The sequence below is a fragment of the Streptomyces daqingensis genome, assembly GCF_014645895.1.
In the GTDB taxonomy this organism is placed as follows: Bacteria; Actinomycetota; Actinomycetes; order Streptomycetales; family Streptomycetaceae; genus Streptomyces; species Streptomyces daqingensis.
This window is the reverse complement of sequence record NZ_BMMP01000002.1, coordinates 461,946-478,838: the sequence shown is the minus strand read 5'-3', so window position 1 is coordinate 478,838 and position 16,893 is coordinate 461,946. Positions and strand designations below refer to the sequence as shown.

Genomic DNA, 16,893 nt, shown 5'->3' with positions numbered 1-16,893 from the left:
GGACCGGGCGGCCCCGAGGACATCCCGGGCACGGCACCCGGGCGCCGCCGTCCCGGCCTCCTGCGCCGGCTGCGGCGCAACAGGCTCGCGTTCACCGGCGCCGTGATCGCGGCCCTCTTCGTCCTGGCCGCGCTGGCAGCGCCGCTCATCTCGCCGTACGACCCCGCGCGAGCCGACTTCGGCTCCGCCCTCGCCCCGCCCGGCTGGAGCCACTGGCTGGGCACCGACGACCTCGGCCGCGACCAGCTCTCCCGCGTCATCCACGGCGCCCGCGCCTCGATGCAGGTCGGCGTGCTGGCGGTGGCGCTGGCCTTCCTGGCGGGCGTGCCGCTCGGCCTGATCGCGGGCTACTACGAGCGGTTCGCCGACCCGCTGGTCTCCCGCATCACCGACACCCTGCTGGCCTTCCCGTTCCTGGTGCTGGCCGTCGGGCTCGCCGCCGTGCTCGGCCCGTCGCTGCTCAACGCCACCGTCGCCATCGGCGTCTCCCTGGTCCCGCAGGTCATACGTGTCACGCGTGCCGAGACGCTGCGCCTGAAACACCTCGACTACGTGGGAGCCGCGGTCGCCAGCGGCGGCGGCGACGGCGTCGTCCTCGTCCGCCACATCCTCCCCAACGCCGCCTCCGCACTGCTCGTGCAGGCCACGGTCGGCGTCCCCACGGCCATCATCGGCGAGGCGCTGCTGAGCTTCCTCGGGCTGGGGGTCCAGCCGCCCGACCCCTCGCTCGGGGTCATGCTCTCCAGCGCCCAGCCCTACATCGCCGCCGCACCCTGGACGGCCGTCTTCCCCGGCCTCGCCATCGTCGTGGCGACGCTGGCCTTCAACCTCTTCGGCGACGGGCTGCGCGACGTACTCGACCCGAGAGGGGCGACACGGTGAACGACACCGCCGGCAGCACGGCCGTGCTGCGCGTACGGGACCTGTCCGTCTCCTTCCGCGGCGAGGAGGGCGGGGACGGCGACGTACACGCCGTCGACGGCCTCAGCTTCGACGTCGCACCCGGCGAAGTGCTCGCCGTCGTCGGCGAGTCGGGGTGCGGGAAGTCGGTGACGTCCCTCGCGGTCATGGGCCTGCTGCCCCCGACGGCGCGCGTCGGCGGCTCCGTGGCCCTCCGCGGGCGGGAACTCGCGGGCGCGGACGAGAAGGAGCTGCGGTCCGTACGGGGCCGCGAGATGTCGATGGTCTTCCAGGAGCCCATGACATCGCTCAACCCGGTGCTCACGGTGGGACGGCAGATCGGCGAGGTGCTCCGCCGCCACCAGGGGCTGGGCAGGCGCGAGGCGCGGCAGCGGTCCGCCGAACTGCTGGAGACCGTGGGCATCCCCGACCCGGGACGGCGCGTCGACGAGTACCCGCACCAGCTCTCGGGCGGCATGCGCCAGCGCGTCATGCTCGCCGTCGCCGTGGCCTGCGACCCGGCCGTACTGATCGCGGACGAGCCCACCACGGCGCTCGACGTGACGGTCCAGGCCGGTGTGCTGGACGTGCTCGGCGCGCTCAGGGAACGGCTCGGCACGGCGATCGTGCTGATCACCCACGACCTGGGCGTCGTCGCGCACACCGCTGACCGCGTCCTGGTGATGTACGCGGGCCGCGCCGTCGAACACGCCCCCGTCGAGGACCTGTTCGCCACACCCCGGCACCCCTACACCCGCGGCCTGCTCGACGCCGTACCCCGGCCCGGCGGGCGGGCGGCCGCCCTCGCCGAGGGCAGGCGCCCGAGGCTGCGGGAGATACCCGGGCTCGTACCCGGCCTGGAGACCCAGCCGGACCGCTGCACGTTCGCTCCGCGCTGCGCGCACGCGGACGGTCTGTGCACGTCGCGCCGGCCCCTGCTTCAGGCGCCGGCGGGGCCCGTAGGCGAGCGGCCGGACGCGCCGCACACCGCGGCCTGCTGGCATCCCCTCGACGTGACGGGCGCACCCGCCGAAGCCACCGAGGAGGCGGCACCGTGACCTCCCAGCCGACCGCGGGCGGCACGCCTCCCGCTCTCGAAGTACGCGGCCTCGTACGCCACTTCCCCGGCCCCGGCCGAAGCACCGTGCGCGCCGTCGACGGGGTCTCCCTCACCGTCGGACGTGGCGAAGTCGTCGGGCTCGTGGGGGAGTCGGGCTCCGGCAAGTCGACCGTCGGACAGTGCGTCGTCCGCCTCGACGAACCCACCGGGGGGACGGTCCGCATCGGGGGAGTGGACGTCACACGGCTCTCCCGGCGCCGGCTGCGTCCCCTGCGCAAGGACTTCCACCTCGTCTACCAGGACCCTTCCGCCTCGCTGGACCCGAGGATGAGCGTCGCCCGCATCGTCGCCGAGCCGCTGGTGCTGCACCGCCTGGCGAGAGGCGACGCGCTGCGCAGCAGGGTGGCGGAGCTGCTGGAGCAGGTGGGGCTCCGGCCCGAGCTGGCGGAACGTCGCCCGCACGAACTCTCCGGCGGCCAGCGGCAGCGGGTCTCCATCGCCCGCGCGCTCGCCGTCGATCCGCTGCTGCTCGTGGCGGACGAACCGACCTCCGCCCTGGACGTCTCGGTGCAGGCGTCCGTGCTGAACCTGCTCGCGGACCTCCAGCGGGACCGCGGCTTCGGCTGCCTGTTCATCACCCACGACCTGGCGGCCGTGGAGTTCCTCGCCGACAGGATCGCCGTGATGTACCTGGGCGAGATCGTCGAACAGGCCCCCGCCGCCGAGCTGTTCACCGCTCCCAAGCACCCCTACACCCAGGCCCTGCTCTCTGCCGTCCCCGTCCCCGACCCCGCGGTGCAGCGAGCGCGCGGGGGTTCCCCCGCGGAAGGCAGGGGGAGGATCGTGCTCCACGGCGACCTGCCCAGCCCGGTCTTCCCCAGGACGTCCACGGGGCAGGCGGTCGGCTACTGCCGCTTCCACACCCGCTGCCCGCTCGCCGTCGAACGCTGCCGCACGGAGGCCCCCGAGCACCGCACGCTTCCAGGCGGCCGGCAGGTCGCCTGCCACCTGGTCGAGGACGACGGCACCGCACCCGACGCCGCGCGGCCGCGCCCGCGCACACTGGAACCGCAAGCCCCGGCACAGTCCGCTGACAGCACCACCGACGTCGACAGGAAGCCGTAACGCCCGTGTTCACCACCCGACCCACCCTCCAAGGCACCTTCGGCATGGCCTCCTCCACCCACTGGATCGCCTCGCAGACGGCGATGTCCGTGCTGGAGGACGGCGGCAACGCCTACGACGCCGCCGTCGCCGCGGGCTTCGTCCTGCAGGTCGTCGAGCCGCATCTGAACGGTCCCGCCGGTGAGGTGCCGCTCATCGTCGCTCCCGCCGAGGGGCCCGTGCGGGTGCTGTGCGGGCAGGGCGTCGCACCGGGCGGCGCGACCATCGAGCACTACAGGTCTCTCGGCCTCGAACTCGTCCCCGGCACGGGCCCGCTGGCCGCCGCGGTCCCCGGCGCGTTCGACGCCTGGATGACGCTGCTGCGCGACCACGGCACACTCTCCCTGGAGAGGGTTCTGGACTACGCGATCGGCTACGCGGAGCGCGGCCACCCCGCCGTCGAACGCGTCGGCGAGACGGTGGAGACCGTGCGGGAGCTCTTCGAGACGGAATGGACGACGTCGGCGGCCGTCTACCTGCCCGGCGGACGTCCGCCCGCTCCGGGGCAGCTGCTGAAGAACCCCGCCCTCGCGGCCACCTGGCGCCGACTGCTCGCCGAAGCGGCGGCGGCCGGCCCCGGCCGCGAGCAGCGCATCGAGACCGCCCGCCGCGTGTGGCGTGAGGGCTTCGTCGCCGAGGCGCTGCTCGCCGCCTCCGCACGTCCCACCATGGACACCTCGGGCGAGCGGCACACCGGGACCCTCACGGGAGACGACCTGGCGGGCTGGGAGGCCACGTACGAGGACCCCGTCACCTACGAGTGGAACGGCTGGACCGTCTGCAAGGCCGGGGCCTGGTCCCAGGGCCCGAGCATGCTGCAGCAGCTCGCGCTGCTGCCCGGACTGACCGCCGACGACGTCGAGTTCGGCGACGGTTCCGGCGAGGACGGCGCGGCCGGCGGCGGCTTCCGCGACCCCGCGTTCGTCCACCGCCTCATCGAGGGCACGAAGCTCGCCATGGCAGACCGGGAGGCGTGGTACGGCGACGCGGAAGGCGCCGGCTCCGTCCCCGTGGAGACGCTGCTCTCGGACGGCTACAACGAGGCCCGCCGCGCCCTCGTGGGCGACACCGCGTCCCGTGAGCTGCGGCCCGGAAGTCCCGGCGGACGGACCCCGCGTCTCGCCGCCCACGCCACCGAGGTCGCACGGGGCCGTGACGCCTTCCGGATGGCGGGCGGGACGGGCGGTGCCGGCGCGGCGGGAGCGGGCGAGCCGACGGTCGCCAGGGACGGCGCGACCCGCGGCGACACCTGCCACCTCGACGTCGTCGACCGGTGGGGCAACATGGTCAGCGCCACCCCCAGCGGCGGCTGGCTGCATTCCAACCCCGTCATCCCCGAACTGGGCTTCCCGCTCGGCACCCGGCTTCAGATGACCTGGCTGGAGCCCGGCCTGCCCAACTCCCTCACCCCCGGCCGCCGCCCCCGCACGACGCTGACGCCCTCCCTCGCTCTGCGCGGCGGCGTCCCCGTGCTCGCCTTCGGCACCCCCGGAGGCGACCAGCAGGACCAGTGGCAGACGCACTTCTTCCTCGCCGCCGCGCTGCGCCCCCGCGTACGCGGCGGTCTCGACCTTCAGGGAGCCGTGGACGCCCCCAACTGGCACACCGAGAGCTTCCCCGGCTCGTTCTTCCCGCGCGCGATGCGGCCGGGCAGCGTCACCGTGGAGTCCCGCGCCGGACGCCGGATGACCGACGGGCTCAGGGCGCGCGGACACGACGTGGAGGAGGGACCCGCATGGTCGGAGGGCAGGCTGTGCGCCGTGGCGCGCGATCCGGAGACGGGCGTGCTGAGCGCCGCCGCGAACCCGCGCGGCATGCAGGGCTACGCGGTGGGCCGGTGACGCCCGTGCCCGGCACCACGTCCACGTCCACGGCCACCGCACCGGCCACCGCGACGGCCGGGGCACCGCACGTGCTTCCATTGAGCGCATGATCGACGATGAGCTGGCCGCAGCGGTCGAAGGAGCCATCCGGCGGACGGTCGCCGAGGAGGTGATGCCGCGGTGGCGGCAGCTCTCCGACGACGACGTGGTGCAGAAGAGCGGCCCGCACGACCTCGTCACCGTCGCCGACCAGCGCGCGGAGGACCGCCTCAGCCGCACGCTGACGGCGCTGCTCCCCGGCTCCGTCGTCGTCGGCGAGGAGGCCGTGCACGCCAAGCCGGCGGTCTACGAGGCACTCCACGGCGAGGCCCCCGTCTGGATCGTCGACCCCATCGACGGGACGCGGCAGTTCGTCCGCGGGAACGAGGGCTTCTGCACCCTCGTCGCCCTCGCCCGCTACGGCGAGATCCTCGCCTCGTGGACGTACGTGCCGGTGCCCGGCGAGATGGCCGTCGCCCGGCACCGGGGCGGCGCGCTGCTCAACGGCGAGGCCCTCGTCGCCGGGCGTCCCGAGGACGGCAAGGTCCTCGAAGTGGCCACCTCCCACCCGGACTTCACCACCGAAGCCCAGAAGCACGCGCTGCTCGGGCTGCGCACCGAAGGCGTCTCACCGCGCCCCTGCGGCTCGGCGGGAGTGGAGTACCTGAGCGTCGCCCGCGGCACGCTCGACGCCGTCGCCTTCAGCTGGGAGGCGGCGTGGGACCACGCCGCGGGTCTGCTGCTCGTCTCCGAGGCCGGAGGCGCCAACTCCACGCTCGGTGGAGAGCCCTTCCGGCTCGCCGGCGGCAACGCCCTTCCCTTCACCGCGGCGCGGGACGCGGGCACCGCGCGGCGTATGGTGGGGCTGCTGCGCGCCGGCAGCTGACCGTCGGCGACCGACCTCAAAGGCGAGGGGAGAGCCGCCAGTGCCATCGATCCGTGACGCGGTCGTCGTCGGAGCCGGACCCAACGGACTGACCGCGGCGGTCGAACTCGCCCGCCGCGGCTTCTCCGTCGAGGTGTTCGAGGCCAGGGACACCGTCGGCGGCGGCGCGCGCACCGAGGAGCTCACTCTCCCCGGCTTCCGGCACGACCCCTGCTCGGCGGTCCACCCCACCGGCGCCAACTCGCCCGCCTTCAACCGGATGCCGCTGCACGAGTACGGGCTGGAGTGGCTCCACCCCGAGCTGTGCCTGGCCAACCCCTTCCCCGACGGCACGTCGGCCGTGCTCTCGCGCTCGGTCACCGAGACGGCGCTGTCGCTCGGGCCGCGGGACGCCGGCACCTACCGCCGGATGGTGGAGCCCTTCCTCGAACAGTGGGAGGAGCTGGCCGAGGACTTCATGGGCATGGGCTCGTGGTTCAACGGCCGCTTCCCCCAGAACCCGGTGCTGCTCGCGCGGTTCGGGCTGCAGGCGCTCCAGCCGATCAGCTGGCTCAACCGCCGGTTCCGTGACGAGAAGGCGCGGGCCCTGATGGCGGGAATGGGCGCGCACGTCATCGCGCCGTTCAGCACGCCGGGCGTGAGCGGCGCGGCCCTGTGCTTCGCGCTCTCCGCGCACGGCCAGGGCTGGCCCCTCGCGCGCGGCGGCTCCCAGGCCGTCAGCGACGCGCTCGCCGGGTACCTGCGCGCGAACGGCGGCGTGATCCACACGGGCACTGAGGTCAAGCGCCTCGACGAACTGCCGCCCGCCAGGGCCTACATCTTCGACACCTCGCCGAGGGCGCTGACCCGGATCGCGGGCCTCGGCAACGCCTACGACGGTTTCCGCTACGGCGCGAGCGTCTTCAAGATCGACTACGCGCTGGACGGCCCCGTTCCCTGGACGTCACCGGAGGCCCGCCGCGCGGGCGCCGTGCACATCGGGCCGACGGCCGGGGCGATGGGCACGGCCCTCAAGGACGCCGTCTCCGGGCGGGCGCCCGAGCGGCCGTTCCTGATCACCGCGCAGCCCACCCTCGTCGACCCTGGCCGTGCTCCTGACGGCAAGCACGTCTTCTGGGCGTACGGCCACGTCCCGAACGGCTGGGAAGGCGATGCGACGGACGCGGTGGAGCGCCAACTGGAGCGGTTCGCACCGGGATTCCGGGACCTGGTGCTGGCGCGCGCCACGGCCGGCCCGCCTCAGCTCGCCGCCCGCAACGCCAACTACGTCGGCGGCGACTTCGCCGCGGGCGCCGTCGACGGTCTGCAGTTCCTGATCCGCCCGAAGCTGACGGCACTCCCGTACGGCACGGCGCACCCCGCGGTGTTCATCTGCTCGTCCTCCACGCCGCCCGGCCCGGGAGTGCACGGCATGTCCGGCCACCACGCGGCGCGCGCCGTCTGGCGGCGGCTGCGCCGGCAGGACTGACGGGCCCGCCCCCGGGGGCCCGGCCCGCCCCCGGCAGGAGCCGCGCACCGGCGCGCGCCGGTACGCGGATTCGCGGCAGTTGACGTTTGCACGGCCCATGGTGGGCAGGGGTCACAGCCGGATAGGGTCGCCTCGGCGCGACTGCCTGTTCGAAAGCGAAAGAGACCCAGGGGCAGAAAATGACGACGACGGCGCGCGTACTGATCGCCGCGGACAAGTTCAAGGGCTCACTGACGGCCGTCGAGGTCGCTGAGCACATCACAGCCGGGATCAGGAGGGTCCGCCCCGAGACGAGCGTGGAGTCGCTGCCCGTCGCCGACGGCGGCGACGGCACCGTGGCCGCGGCGGTCGCGGCCGGCTTCGAGCGGCACGAGGCGGAGGTCACCGGCCCGCTCGGCGCACCGGTCACCGCCGCCTTCGCACTGCGCGGCGACACCGCCGTGGTCGAGATGGCAGAGGCCTCCGGCCTCCAGCTCATGCCGCCCACCGTGTACGCGCCGCTGACGGCCACCACGCGCGGCACCGGCGAACTGCTGCTCGCCGCCGTCGACGCGGGAGCCCGTACCGTCGTCCTCGGCGTCGGCGGCTCCGCCACGACGGACGGCGGAGCCGGCATGCTCGAAGCGCTCGGCGCCCGCTTCCTCGACGAGGACGGTGACCAGATCCCCCACGGGGGAGGGCCGCTGGTGGAGATGGTCTCGGCGGACCTGTCCGGCGTCGACGAACGGTTCGCGGACATCGAGGTCGTCCTCGCCAGCGACGTCGACAACCCCCTGACGGGGCCGAAGGGCGCCGCCTCCGTCTACGGCCCGCAGAAGGGCGCCGGAGAGCAGGACGTGAACGTCCTCGACGCGGCACTCACGCACTTCGTGAAGGTGATGGGCGAGTCGGTCGGCCCCAGAGCGGCCGAGACGGCCGAGGCTCCCGGCGCCGGCGCGGCCGGCGGCATCGGCTACGGCGCGCTCGTCGGCCTCAACGCGACGTTCCGTCCCGGCATCGACGTGCTCCTGGAGGTGCTCGGCTTCGCCTCGGCGCTGGAGCGTGCCGACCTCGTCGTCACGGGGGAGGGGGCGCTGGACGCCCAGACCCTGCACGGAAAGGCCCCGGCCGGGGTCGCCGCGGCGGCGCGCAAGCAGGGCAAGCCCGTGCTGGGCGTGTGCGGGCAGCTGAAGCTGGACGGCAAGGCCCTCAAGGGCGCCGGGTTCGAGCGCGTCTACGCCCTGACGGACGTGGAGAGCGACCCGCAGCGCTGCATGTCCCAGGCGGGCCCCCTGCTGGAGAAGCTCGCCGAGCGCCTGGCGGAGGAGCGCCTCTGACTGCGGGCCGGGCGGTTCGGTCCGGCCGCCCGGCCGTCCCGCTGTCCTGCGCCGTGCGCGCGGGAGACGGCACCCCGTACATCGCAGAAGGGCCCGGCCGCGGAATGCGGCCGGGCCCTTCTGCGCGTTTCTGCTCCGCGTCAGCCCTGCGCTGCTGTGCGCGCCTCGCGGCGGTTGTCGCGGAAGGTGTGCACGCGGCGCGCCGTAGCGAACAGCGGGATGACGGCGCCCAGTACGACCTGGAGCGCGCAGCCGGTCTGCATGAGCAGTTCGCCGCCCGGCGCGTCGAACGCCCAGGCCGCCAGCAGGCCCATGCTCGCCATGATCCAGGCGAGCATCGCCACAGCGAGCCGGCCGCGCGGCTTGGGGTACTCGACGCGGCTCACCATCAGCCAGGCGACGCCCATGATGGCCAGCAGCGTCGGCACGAACGGCAGCTCCAGCAGGACGATCGACACGACCGTCAGGGCGCCGAACGGCCCCGGCATGCCCTGGAACATCCCGTCCCGCATGGGCACGCACGAGAACCGGGCAAGCCGCAGCACCACCGCCAGCAGCACCACGACGGCGGCGACCACGGACACGTGCTGGTTCGCGTCGTTGGCGACCATGCCCCACGTGGCGACGAAGTAGGCGGGCGCCAGCCCGAAGCTGATGAGGTCGGAGAGGTTGTCCAGCTCCGCGCCCATGGCCGAGCTGCGCAGCTTCCGCGCGACGAGCCCGTCGAAGAGGTCGAAGACCGAGGCCAGCAGCATCAGCATCACGGCTGTCGCCGCGCTGTGCCGGGCCATGCCGCCGTCCTCGCTGCCCGTCAGGTGCGGGATGAGGACGCCGGTGGTCGTGAAGTACACGGCCATGAAGCCGCAGGTGGCGTTGCCGAGGGTGAGGGTGTCCGCTATCGACAGCCGCGTCGACAGCGGCATCTCGTCGTCCTCTTCGGCCTCGGCGACCCAGGCGGCCGCCTGGGTATCGGGATCAATCACGGTCAAGACGAGTCACCCCCGCGGTAGTGGTCTGGCCGACCTCGACGCCGGCCTCGACCCCTTCGGGCAGGTAGACGTCGACTCGGGAGCCGAAGCGGATGAGTCCGATCCGGTCGCCCTGCTCGACCTTGCAGCCCTGCGGCACGTACGGAACGATCCGGCGGGCCACGGCACCGGCGATCTGCACCATCTCCACGTCGCCGATCTCGGTGTCGAAGTGCCACACCACGCGCTCGTTGTTCTCGCTCTCCTTGTTGAAAGCGGGGACGTATCCGCCGGGGATGTGCTCCACGGACGAGATGGTGCCCGCGAGCGGGGCGCGGTTGACGTGCACGTTCAAAGGGCTCATGAAGACGGCGACGCGGGTACGGCCGTCGTGCCACGGCATGATGCTCTGCACCACACCGTCCGCGGGGGAGATCACACGGCCCTCGGCGATCTCACGCTCCGGGTCGCGGAAGAACCACAGCATGCCCGCCGCGAGTGCGGTTGCGGGCACGGCGACCGCGGCCGCTCTCTTGGAGCGGCGCGAGCGCAGAAGGCTGACGGCAGCGGTCGCGACTGTCGGCAGAAGCCACGGCGACGCTCCGCGCGCGATGCGGACTCGGCCGCTGGGTGCAGAGGATGGGCTGTGGGGCATGTATGACCTTCGTAGCGGAGGGAGCCGCGGCTGCAGAAGGGGGACGGCGGCTTTCCGGGATGGTATCGGTTACCGGTGGCAACTGGCCAAGCCAGTACGCCAGTCCGTCTCCGAATTCCCTGTGCGGGATGCCGTCCCGTGCGTCAGGAAGGCATCCCGTAAAGGGACATTCAGCCCTGGAAGCGGTACTCCTCCAGCAGGCGGCGGCCTACGATCATTTTCTGGATCTCGGCAGTTCCTTCACCGATCAAGAGCATCGGCGCCTCGCGGTAGAGGCGCTCGATCTCGTACTCCTTTGAGAAACCGTACCCGCCGTGGATGCGAAATGCGTCCTCCACGACCTCCTTGCAGTACTCCGAGGCGAGGTATTTGGCCATTCCGGCCTCGAGGTCGTTGCGCTCACCGGCGTCCTTCTTGCGGGCCGCGCCGACCATCAGGGCGTGTGCCGCCTCCACCTTGGTGGCCATCTCGGCCAGCCGGAACTGGATTGCCTGGTGCTGCGCGATGGGCTTTCCGAAAGTGTGCCGTTGCTGTGCGTAACCGATGCCCAGCTCGAACGCACGCTGCGCCACTCCGCAGCCACGCGCCGCGACGTTGACGCGGCCGACCTCGACGCCGTCCATCATCTGGTAGAAGCCGCGGCCGGTGGTCCCGCCGAGGACCCGGTCCGCGGGGATCCTCAGGTCCTGCATGACGAGTTCGGTCGTGTCGACGCCCTTGTAGCCCATCTTCTCGATCTTGCCGGGGATCGTGAGACCGGGCCTGACCTCGCCGAATCCGGGCTCCTTCTCCACCAGGAACGTCGTCATCGACTTGTGGGGCTTGGGGGCACCTCCCTGGCCGCCAGGCTCAGGGGGACCCTCGGGGACGCCCTCGTCCGTACGGCACAGCACGGCGACGAGCGTGGAGGAACCGCCGTTCGTCAGCCACATCTTCTGGCCGTTGAGGAGGAAGTCGCCGTCGGCGGAGTCCCCGTCGCGCACGCCCTTGGAGGTGATGGCCGCCACGTCGGAGCCGAGTCCCGGCTCCGACATCGAGAACGCGCCCCTGACCTCGCCGGTGGCCATCCTGGGCAGGAAGTGGTCCTTCTGCTCCTGGGTGCCGTGCTGCTTGAGCATGTACGCGACGATGAAGTGGGTGTTGATGATGCCCGAGACGCTCATCCACCCCCGCGCGATCTCCTCGACGCACAGCGCGTATGTGAGAAGGGACTCACCGAGCCCGCCGTACTCCTCGGGGATCATCAGCCCGAAGAGGCCGAGCTCCTTGAGCCCTTCGACGATCTCTGTGGGGTACTCGTCCCGGTGCTCCAGCTCGGTGGCGACCGGGATGATCTCCTTGTCGACGAAGCTGCGGACGGTGGCGAGTATCTCCTGCTGGATCTCGGTGAGACCTTCGGTCTGAGCGAGGCGTCCCATCTCACTTCCCTCCCTTCTCCGCGCCGCCGGCGGGCTCGCGCAGAACGGGCCGCCCCGGCTGCTCCCCGCCGCGCTCCTCTACGTACGTCCGCGTGGGGACCATCACCTTGCGGCGGAAGACGCACACGAGCGTGCCGTCCTGCTTGTAGCCCTTGGTCTCGACGTGGACGACTCCGCGGTCGCTCTTGGACTTCGAGGGGGTCTTGTCGAGGACGGTCGTCTCGCCGTAGACCGTGTCGCCGTGGAAGGTCGGCGCGACGTGCTTGAGCGACGAGACCTCCAGGTTGGCGATGGCCTTCCCGGAGACGTCCGGCACCGACATGCCCAGGAGCAGCGAGTAGACGTAGTTGCCGACCACCACGTTCCGGCCGAAGTCGGTCGTGCTCTCCGCGTAGTTGGAGTCCATGTGGAGCGGGTGGTGGTTCATGGTGAGCAGGCAGAACAGGTGGTCGTCGTACTCGGTGACCGTCTTGCCCGGCCAGTGCTTGTAGACGTCCCCGACGGTGAACTCTTCGTAGGTGCGGCCGAACTGCATCCCGCTCACGCCTCCGGTGCTTCGAAGGACTTCGTGCGCGCCATGCCCGCGGCACGCCCCTTGCCCGCGATGACGAGGGCCATCTTCCGGCTCGCCTCGTCGATCATCTCGTCGCCGAGCATGGCGGAGCCCTTCTTGCCGCCCTTCTCGGACGTGAAGTACTCGTAGGCGTCGAGGATCATCTCGGCGTGGTCGTAGTCGTCCTGCGAGGGGGAGAAGATCTCGTTGGACGCCTCGACCTGGCTCGGGTGCAGCACCCACTTGCCGTCGAAGCCGATCGCCGCGGAACGGCCGGCCACCTCGCGGAAGCCGTCCAGGTTCTTGATCATCAGGTAGGGGCCGTCGATCGCCTGGAGGTCGTGGGTGCGGGCGGCCATCAGGATGCGCATGAGGATGTAGTGGTACGCGTCGGCGGGGTAGCCGGGCGGCTGCTCGCCCACGACGAGGGACTTCATGTTGATCGAGGCCATGAAGTCGGCCGGGCCGAAGACGATCGTCTCCATGCGCGGCGAGGCCGCCGCGATGTCGTCGACGTTCACGAGGCCCTTGGCGTTCTCGATCTGCGCCTCGATGCCGATGCGGCCGACCTCGAGGCCCATCGTCGTCTCGATCTGCGTGAGCAGCATGTCCAGCGCGTGCACCTGCTGCGCGTCCTGGACCTTCGGCAGCATGATGCAGTCGAGGTTGTGCCCGGCGCCCTCCACGACCGTGATGACGTCGCGGTAGGTCCAGTGCGTCGTCCAGTCGTTGACGCGCACCACGCGGGTCTTGCCGCTCCAGTCGCCCTCGTTGAGGAACTTCACGATCGTGTGCCGCGCCCCCTCCTTGGCCAGCGGGGCGCAGGCGTCCTCCAGGTCGAGGAAGACCTGGTCCGCCGGAAGGCCCTGCGCCTTCTCCAGGAAGCGGGGGTTGCTCCCGGGCACGGCGAGACAGGATCGCCGCGGGCGGAGGCGGGAAGCCGGGGTGGCGGCCGGCGACGGGGCTGTCATGCGGGGACCTCCAGAGGGTCGAGCTTGTTCGCTGTGCGGATTTCGTTGACGATACGGCCGATGATCTCCGTGATCCCGAAGTCCTTCGGGGTGAAGACCGCGGCGACTCCGGCCGCGCGCAGTTCGGCCGCGTCGGCTGAGGGGATGATGCCGCCGACGACGACGGGTACGTCGTGCGCGCCCGCGTCGCGCAGGCGCTCCAGCACGTCCGGTACGAGTTCGGCGTGCGAGCCGGAGAGGATGGACAGGCCGACGCAGTGGACGTCCTCGGCGACGGCCGCCGCCGAGATCTGCTGCGGAGTGAGCCTGATGCCCTGGTAGATCACCTCGAAGCCCGCGTCGCGGGCCCGTACGGCGATCTGCTCGGCACCGTTGCTGTGCCCGTCCAGGCCGGGCTTGCCGACCAGCAACCGGAGCTTCCCGGCGCCCAGTTCGCGAGCCGTGTGCTCCACGCGGCGCCGCACGTCCGCGAGGGCGGAGCCCTCCTCGGACGGCACCGCCACGGGGGCGCTGCTCACGCCCGTCGGCGCACGGAACTCGCCGAAGACCTCGCGGAGCGCTCCCGCCCATTCGCCGGTGGTGACACCGGCGCGGGCGCACTCCAGCGTGGCCTCCATGAGGTTGGCGTCGCCGGCAGCGGCGTCCTTGAGCCGCCGCAGCGCGTCGGCGGCCGACTCGCCGGGCGGGCACTGCCGCGCGTCGCGGACCTTGCGCCAGTGCCTGACGGCTTCGGCGACCTGGGCCTCCGTGGCCGGGTCGACCGTCTGGACGGCGGTGTCCAGGTCGGCGGTGAGGGGGTTCGGCTCGGTCGACTCGTAGCAGTTGACGCCGACGATCTTCTCCTCGCCGGACTCGATGCGCCCGCGGCGCTCGGCGTGCGAGGAGACAAGCTGCGACTTCAGGTAGCCCGACTCGACCGCGGCCATCGCGCCGCCCAGCCGCTCGATGTTCTCCATCTCGGCGAGGGACGCCTCGACCAGCTCCGTGACCTTCCCCTCGACGACCGACGAGCCCGCGAAGATGTCGTCGTACTCCAGCAGGTCGCTCTCCAGGGCCAGTACCTGCTGGATGCGCAGCGACCACTGCTGGTCCCACGGCCGGGGCAGGCCCAGCGCCTCGTTCCAGGCGGGCAGTTGCACGGCACGGGCCCGGGCGTCCTTGGAGAGGGTCACCGCGAGCATCTCCAGCACGATGCGCTGGACGTTGTTCTCCGGCTGGGCCTCGGTCAGGCCGAGGGAGTTGACCTGGACGCCGTAGCGGAACCGGCGCTGCCGGGGGTCCTCGATCCCGTACCGCTCCCGGGTGACGCGGTCCCAGATGCGCGTGAAGGCGCGCATCTTGCACATCTCCTCGACGAAGCGGACGCCCGCGTTGACGAAGAACGAGATGCGCCCGACGACGTCGCCCATGCGCTCGGGCGGCACCTGCCCGGAGTCGCGCACGGCGTCCAGCACGGCCACGGCCGTGCTCATGGCGTACGCGATCTCCTGGACGGGCGTGGCACCGGCCTCCTGCAGGTGGTAGCTGCAGATGTTGATCGGGTTCCACTTGGGGATCCGGCCGACCGTGTAGGCGATCATATCGGTCGTGAGCCGGAGCGAGGGCCCCGGCGGGAAGACGTGCGTCCCCCGCGAGAGGTACTCCTTGACGATGTCGTTCTGCGTCGTCCCCTGGAGCCTGGAGACGTCCGCGCCGTGCTCCTCCGCAACGACCTGGTAGAGCGCCAGCAGCCACATGGCCGTGGCGTTGATCGTCATGGACGTGTTCATCTGCTCCAGCGGGATGTCCTCGAACAGCCGCCGCATGTCGCCGACATGGGAGACCGGTACGCCGACGCGGCCGACCTCGCCGCGCGCCAGCACGTGGTCGGGGTCGTAGCCGGTCTGCGTCGGCAGGTCGAAGGCGACGGACAGGCCCGTCTGGCCCTTCGCGAGGTTGCGCCGGTACAGCTCGTTGGACGCCTCAGCGGTGGAGTGGCCGGCGTACGTGCGCATGAGCCACGGCCGGTCCTTCCTGCCGGGCCCGCCGCGCCCCGCGGGCGCGGCGGGTGCAGCGCGTTCCCCTCGGTTCGTCATGACGGGTCACGCCGCCTTGCCGGTGGCGCGGTGGCCCTGCCCCGCATCGGCGTCCCGGAAGAGGTTGATGGCGTCGAGGTGCTTGGCGCGCTTCGCCTCGTTACGGACGCCGAGTCCTTCTTCGGGGGACAGTGCGAGGACGCCGACCTTGCCCTGATGGAGGTTGCGGTGGACGTCGTAGGCGGCCTGGCCGGTCTCCTCCAGGCTGTACGTCTTCGACAGGGTGGGGTGGATCTTGCCCTTGGCGATGAGGCGGTTGGCCTCCCAGGCTTCGCGGTAGTTGGCGAAGTGCGAGCCGACGATGCGCTTGAGCGACATCCACAGGTAGCGGTTGTCGTAGCTGTGCTCGTAGCCGGAGGTGGAGGCGCAGGTGACGATGGTGCCGCCCTTGCGGGTGACGTAGACGCTGGCGCCGAAGGTCTCGCGGCCGGGGTGTTCGAAGACGATGTCGACGTCCTCGCCGCCGGTGAGTTCGCGGATGCGCTTGCCGAAGCGCTTCCATTCCCGCGGGTCCTGGTGGTGCTCGTCCTTCCAGAAGCGGTAGTCCTCGGCGTTGCGGTCGATGATCGCTTCGGCGCCCATGCGGCGGCAGATGTCGGCCTTGGCGTCGCTGGAGACGACGCAGATGGGGTTGGCGCCTCCCGCGAGCGCGAACTGGGTTGCGTAGGAGCCCAGTCCGCCGCTCGCGCCCCAGATGAGGACGTTGTCGCCCTGCTTCATGCCGGCGCCGTTGCGGGAGACGAGCTGCCGGTAGGCGGTGGAGTTGACCAGGCCGGGGGCTGCGGCCTCCTCCCAGCTGAGGTGGTCGGGCTTGGGCATGAGCTGGTTGGACTTGACCAGCGCGATCTCCGCGAGGCCGCCGAAGTTGGTCTCGAAGCCCCAGATGCGCTGCTCGGGGTCGAGCATGGTGTCGTCGTGTCCGTCGGCTGATTCGAGCTCGACGGACAGGCAGTGGGCGACGACCTCGTCGCCGGGCTTCCAGGAGTTGACGCCGGCGCCGGTGCGCAGCACGACTCCGGAGAGGTCCGAGCCGATGACGTGGTAGGGCAGGTCGTGGCGCTTCGTCAGCGGCGAGAGGCGGCCGTAGCGCTCCAGGAACCCGAAGGTGGACATCGGCTCGAACAGCGAGGTCCACACCGAGTTGTAGTTCACCGAGGACGCCATCACCGCCACCAGGGCCTCACCGGGCCCCAGTTCGGGCACGGGCACCTCGTCGAGGTGGAGCGACTTGCGCGGGTCCTTCTCCCGGGAGGGGAGGCCGTCGAACATCCCGGCCTCGTCCTTGTGGACGGTCACCCCGCGATACGACTCGGGGAGGGGCAGCTCGGCGAAGTCTTCGGGCTTTGTGTCTGACGCGAGGATCGCGTCGAGGATCTTGTTCACGGTATTGCCTCCGGCGAAGCGCGAGGAAGGAGACGCTTTGAGGGTCGTCGGGTTTGAGGCAGAGCCGTCGGTTCGGCGGGTTTGTTGCTGTCGGCAGCGCTGGTGAGCGCGGGGTCGCCTGTGACGCAGGCGTCCGGGAACACGGCTGTGGTGCCGTCGGGACAGCGCCCGGACTCGCACCAAGGTATGACACCCAGTGCCAGCACACAAGACA

At 71.7% G+C, this 16,893-nt stretch carries 14 protein-coding genes; 7 read left to right on the top strand and 7 right to left on the bottom strand.

Annotated elements, in window-relative coordinates:
- The first annotated feature begins 21 nt into the window (after nucleotides 1–21).
- The 7 genes from IEY56_RS04500 to IEY56_RS04470 all read left to right on the top strand — a co-directional run bounded on the left by IEY56_RS04500 (nucleotide 22) and on the right by IEY56_RS04470 (nucleotide 8,656).
- Nucleotides 22–882 carry an ABC transporter permease gene (locus tag IEY56_RS04500; protein WP_189035852.1) on the top strand — a complete coding sequence of 287 codons (861 nt, stop codon included), beginning with the start codon at nucleotides 22–24 and terminating at the stop codon, nucleotides 880–882.
- Nucleotides 879–1,958, top strand: coding sequence for an ABC transporter ATP-binding protein (locus IEY56_RS04495; RefSeq protein WP_189035720.1), 1,080 nt, complete (start codon nucleotides 879–881; stop codon nucleotides 1,956–1,958). The genes IEY56_RS04500 and IEY56_RS04495 overlap by 4 nt, the downstream gene beginning before the upstream one ends.
- Nucleotides 1,955–3,085 carry an ABC transporter ATP-binding protein gene (locus IEY56_RS04490; protein ID WP_189035719.1) on the top strand — a complete coding sequence of 377 codons (1,131 nt, stop codon included), beginning with the start codon at nucleotides 1,955–1,957 and terminating at the stop codon, nucleotides 3,083–3,085. The genes IEY56_RS04495 and IEY56_RS04490 overlap by 4 nt, the downstream gene beginning before the upstream one ends.
- A gap of 5 nt (nucleotides 3,086–3,090) precedes the next feature.
- The gene (locus IEY56_RS04485) at nucleotides 3,091–4,965 is read left to right on the top strand and encodes a gamma-glutamyltransferase family protein (protein WP_189035718.1); all 1,875 of its coding nucleotides are present in this window, start codon (nucleotides 3,091–3,093) and stop codon (nucleotides 4,963–4,965) included.
- An 88-nt stretch (nucleotides 4,966–5,053) separates the two neighbouring features.
- The gene (locus IEY56_RS04480) at nucleotides 5,054–5,872 is read left to right on the top strand and encodes an inositol monophosphatase family protein (protein WP_189035717.1); all 819 of its coding nucleotides are present in this window, start codon (nucleotides 5,054–5,056) and stop codon (nucleotides 5,870–5,872) included.
- A gap of 40 nt (nucleotides 5,873–5,912) precedes the next feature.
- Nucleotides 5,913–7,340: a phytoene desaturase family protein gene (locus IEY56_RS04475; protein WP_189035716.1), complete on the top strand. Its 1,428-nt coding sequence runs from the start codon at nucleotides 5,913–5,915 to the stop codon at nucleotides 7,338–7,340.
- Nucleotides 7,341–7,519: 179 nt separating this feature from the next.
- Nucleotides 7,520–8,656: a glycerate kinase gene (locus IEY56_RS04470; RefSeq protein WP_189035715.1), complete on the top strand. Its 1,137-nt coding sequence runs from the start codon at nucleotides 7,520–7,522 to the stop codon at nucleotides 8,654–8,656.
- 140 nt (nucleotides 8,657–8,796) lie between these two features.
- Here IEY56_RS04470 and pssA read toward each other — a convergent pair whose 3' ends face one another.
- From pssA to ccrA, 7 genes are all read right to left on the bottom strand, one after another.
- A complete protein-coding gene (pssA, locus tag IEY56_RS04465; RefSeq protein ID WP_045865824.1) occupies nucleotides 8,797–9,645 on the bottom strand; it encodes a CDP-diacylglycerol--serine O-phosphatidyltransferase in 849 nt (282 codons plus the stop codon).
- A complete protein-coding gene (locus IEY56_RS04460) occupies nucleotides 9,632–10,279 on the bottom strand; it encodes a phosphatidylserine decarboxylase (protein ID WP_189035714.1) in 648 nt (215 codons plus the stop codon). Before IEY56_RS04460 ends, pssA begins: the two co-directional genes overlap by 14 nt.
- Nucleotides 10,280–10,449: 170 nt before the next feature.
- The gene (locus tag IEY56_RS04455; RefSeq protein ID WP_189035713.1) at nucleotides 10,450–11,697 is read right to left on the bottom strand and encodes an acyl-CoA dehydrogenase family protein; all 1,248 of its coding nucleotides are present in this window, start codon (nucleotides 11,695–11,697) and stop codon (nucleotides 10,450–10,452) included.
- Between the two features lies 1 nt (nucleotide 11,698).
- The gene (locus tag IEY56_RS04450) at nucleotides 11,699–12,232 is read right to left on the bottom strand and encodes a MaoC family dehydratase (protein WP_189035851.1); all 534 of its coding nucleotides are present in this window, start codon (nucleotides 12,230–12,232) and stop codon (nucleotides 11,699–11,701) included.
- Between the two features lie 5 nt (nucleotides 12,233–12,237).
- Nucleotides 12,238–13,221, bottom strand: a complete 984-nt coding sequence (locus IEY56_RS04445) for an HpcH/HpaI aldolase/citrate lyase family protein (RefSeq protein ID WP_189035712.1) — start codon at nucleotides 13,219–13,221, stop codon at nucleotides 12,238–12,240.
- Nucleotides 13,218–15,296, bottom strand: coding sequence for an ethylmalonyl-CoA mutase (locus tag IEY56_RS04440; protein ID WP_189035711.1), 2,079 nt, complete (start codon nucleotides 15,294–15,296; stop codon nucleotides 13,218–13,220). Before IEY56_RS04440 ends, IEY56_RS04445 begins: the two co-directional genes overlap by 4 nt.
- 6 nt (nucleotides 15,297–15,302) lie before the next feature.
- A complete protein-coding gene (gene ccrA, locus IEY56_RS04435; protein WP_189035710.1) occupies nucleotides 15,303–16,679 on the bottom strand; it encodes a crotonyl-CoA carboxylase/reductase in 1,377 nt (458 codons plus the stop codon).
- Nucleotides 16,680–16,893 lie beyond the last annotated feature (214 nt).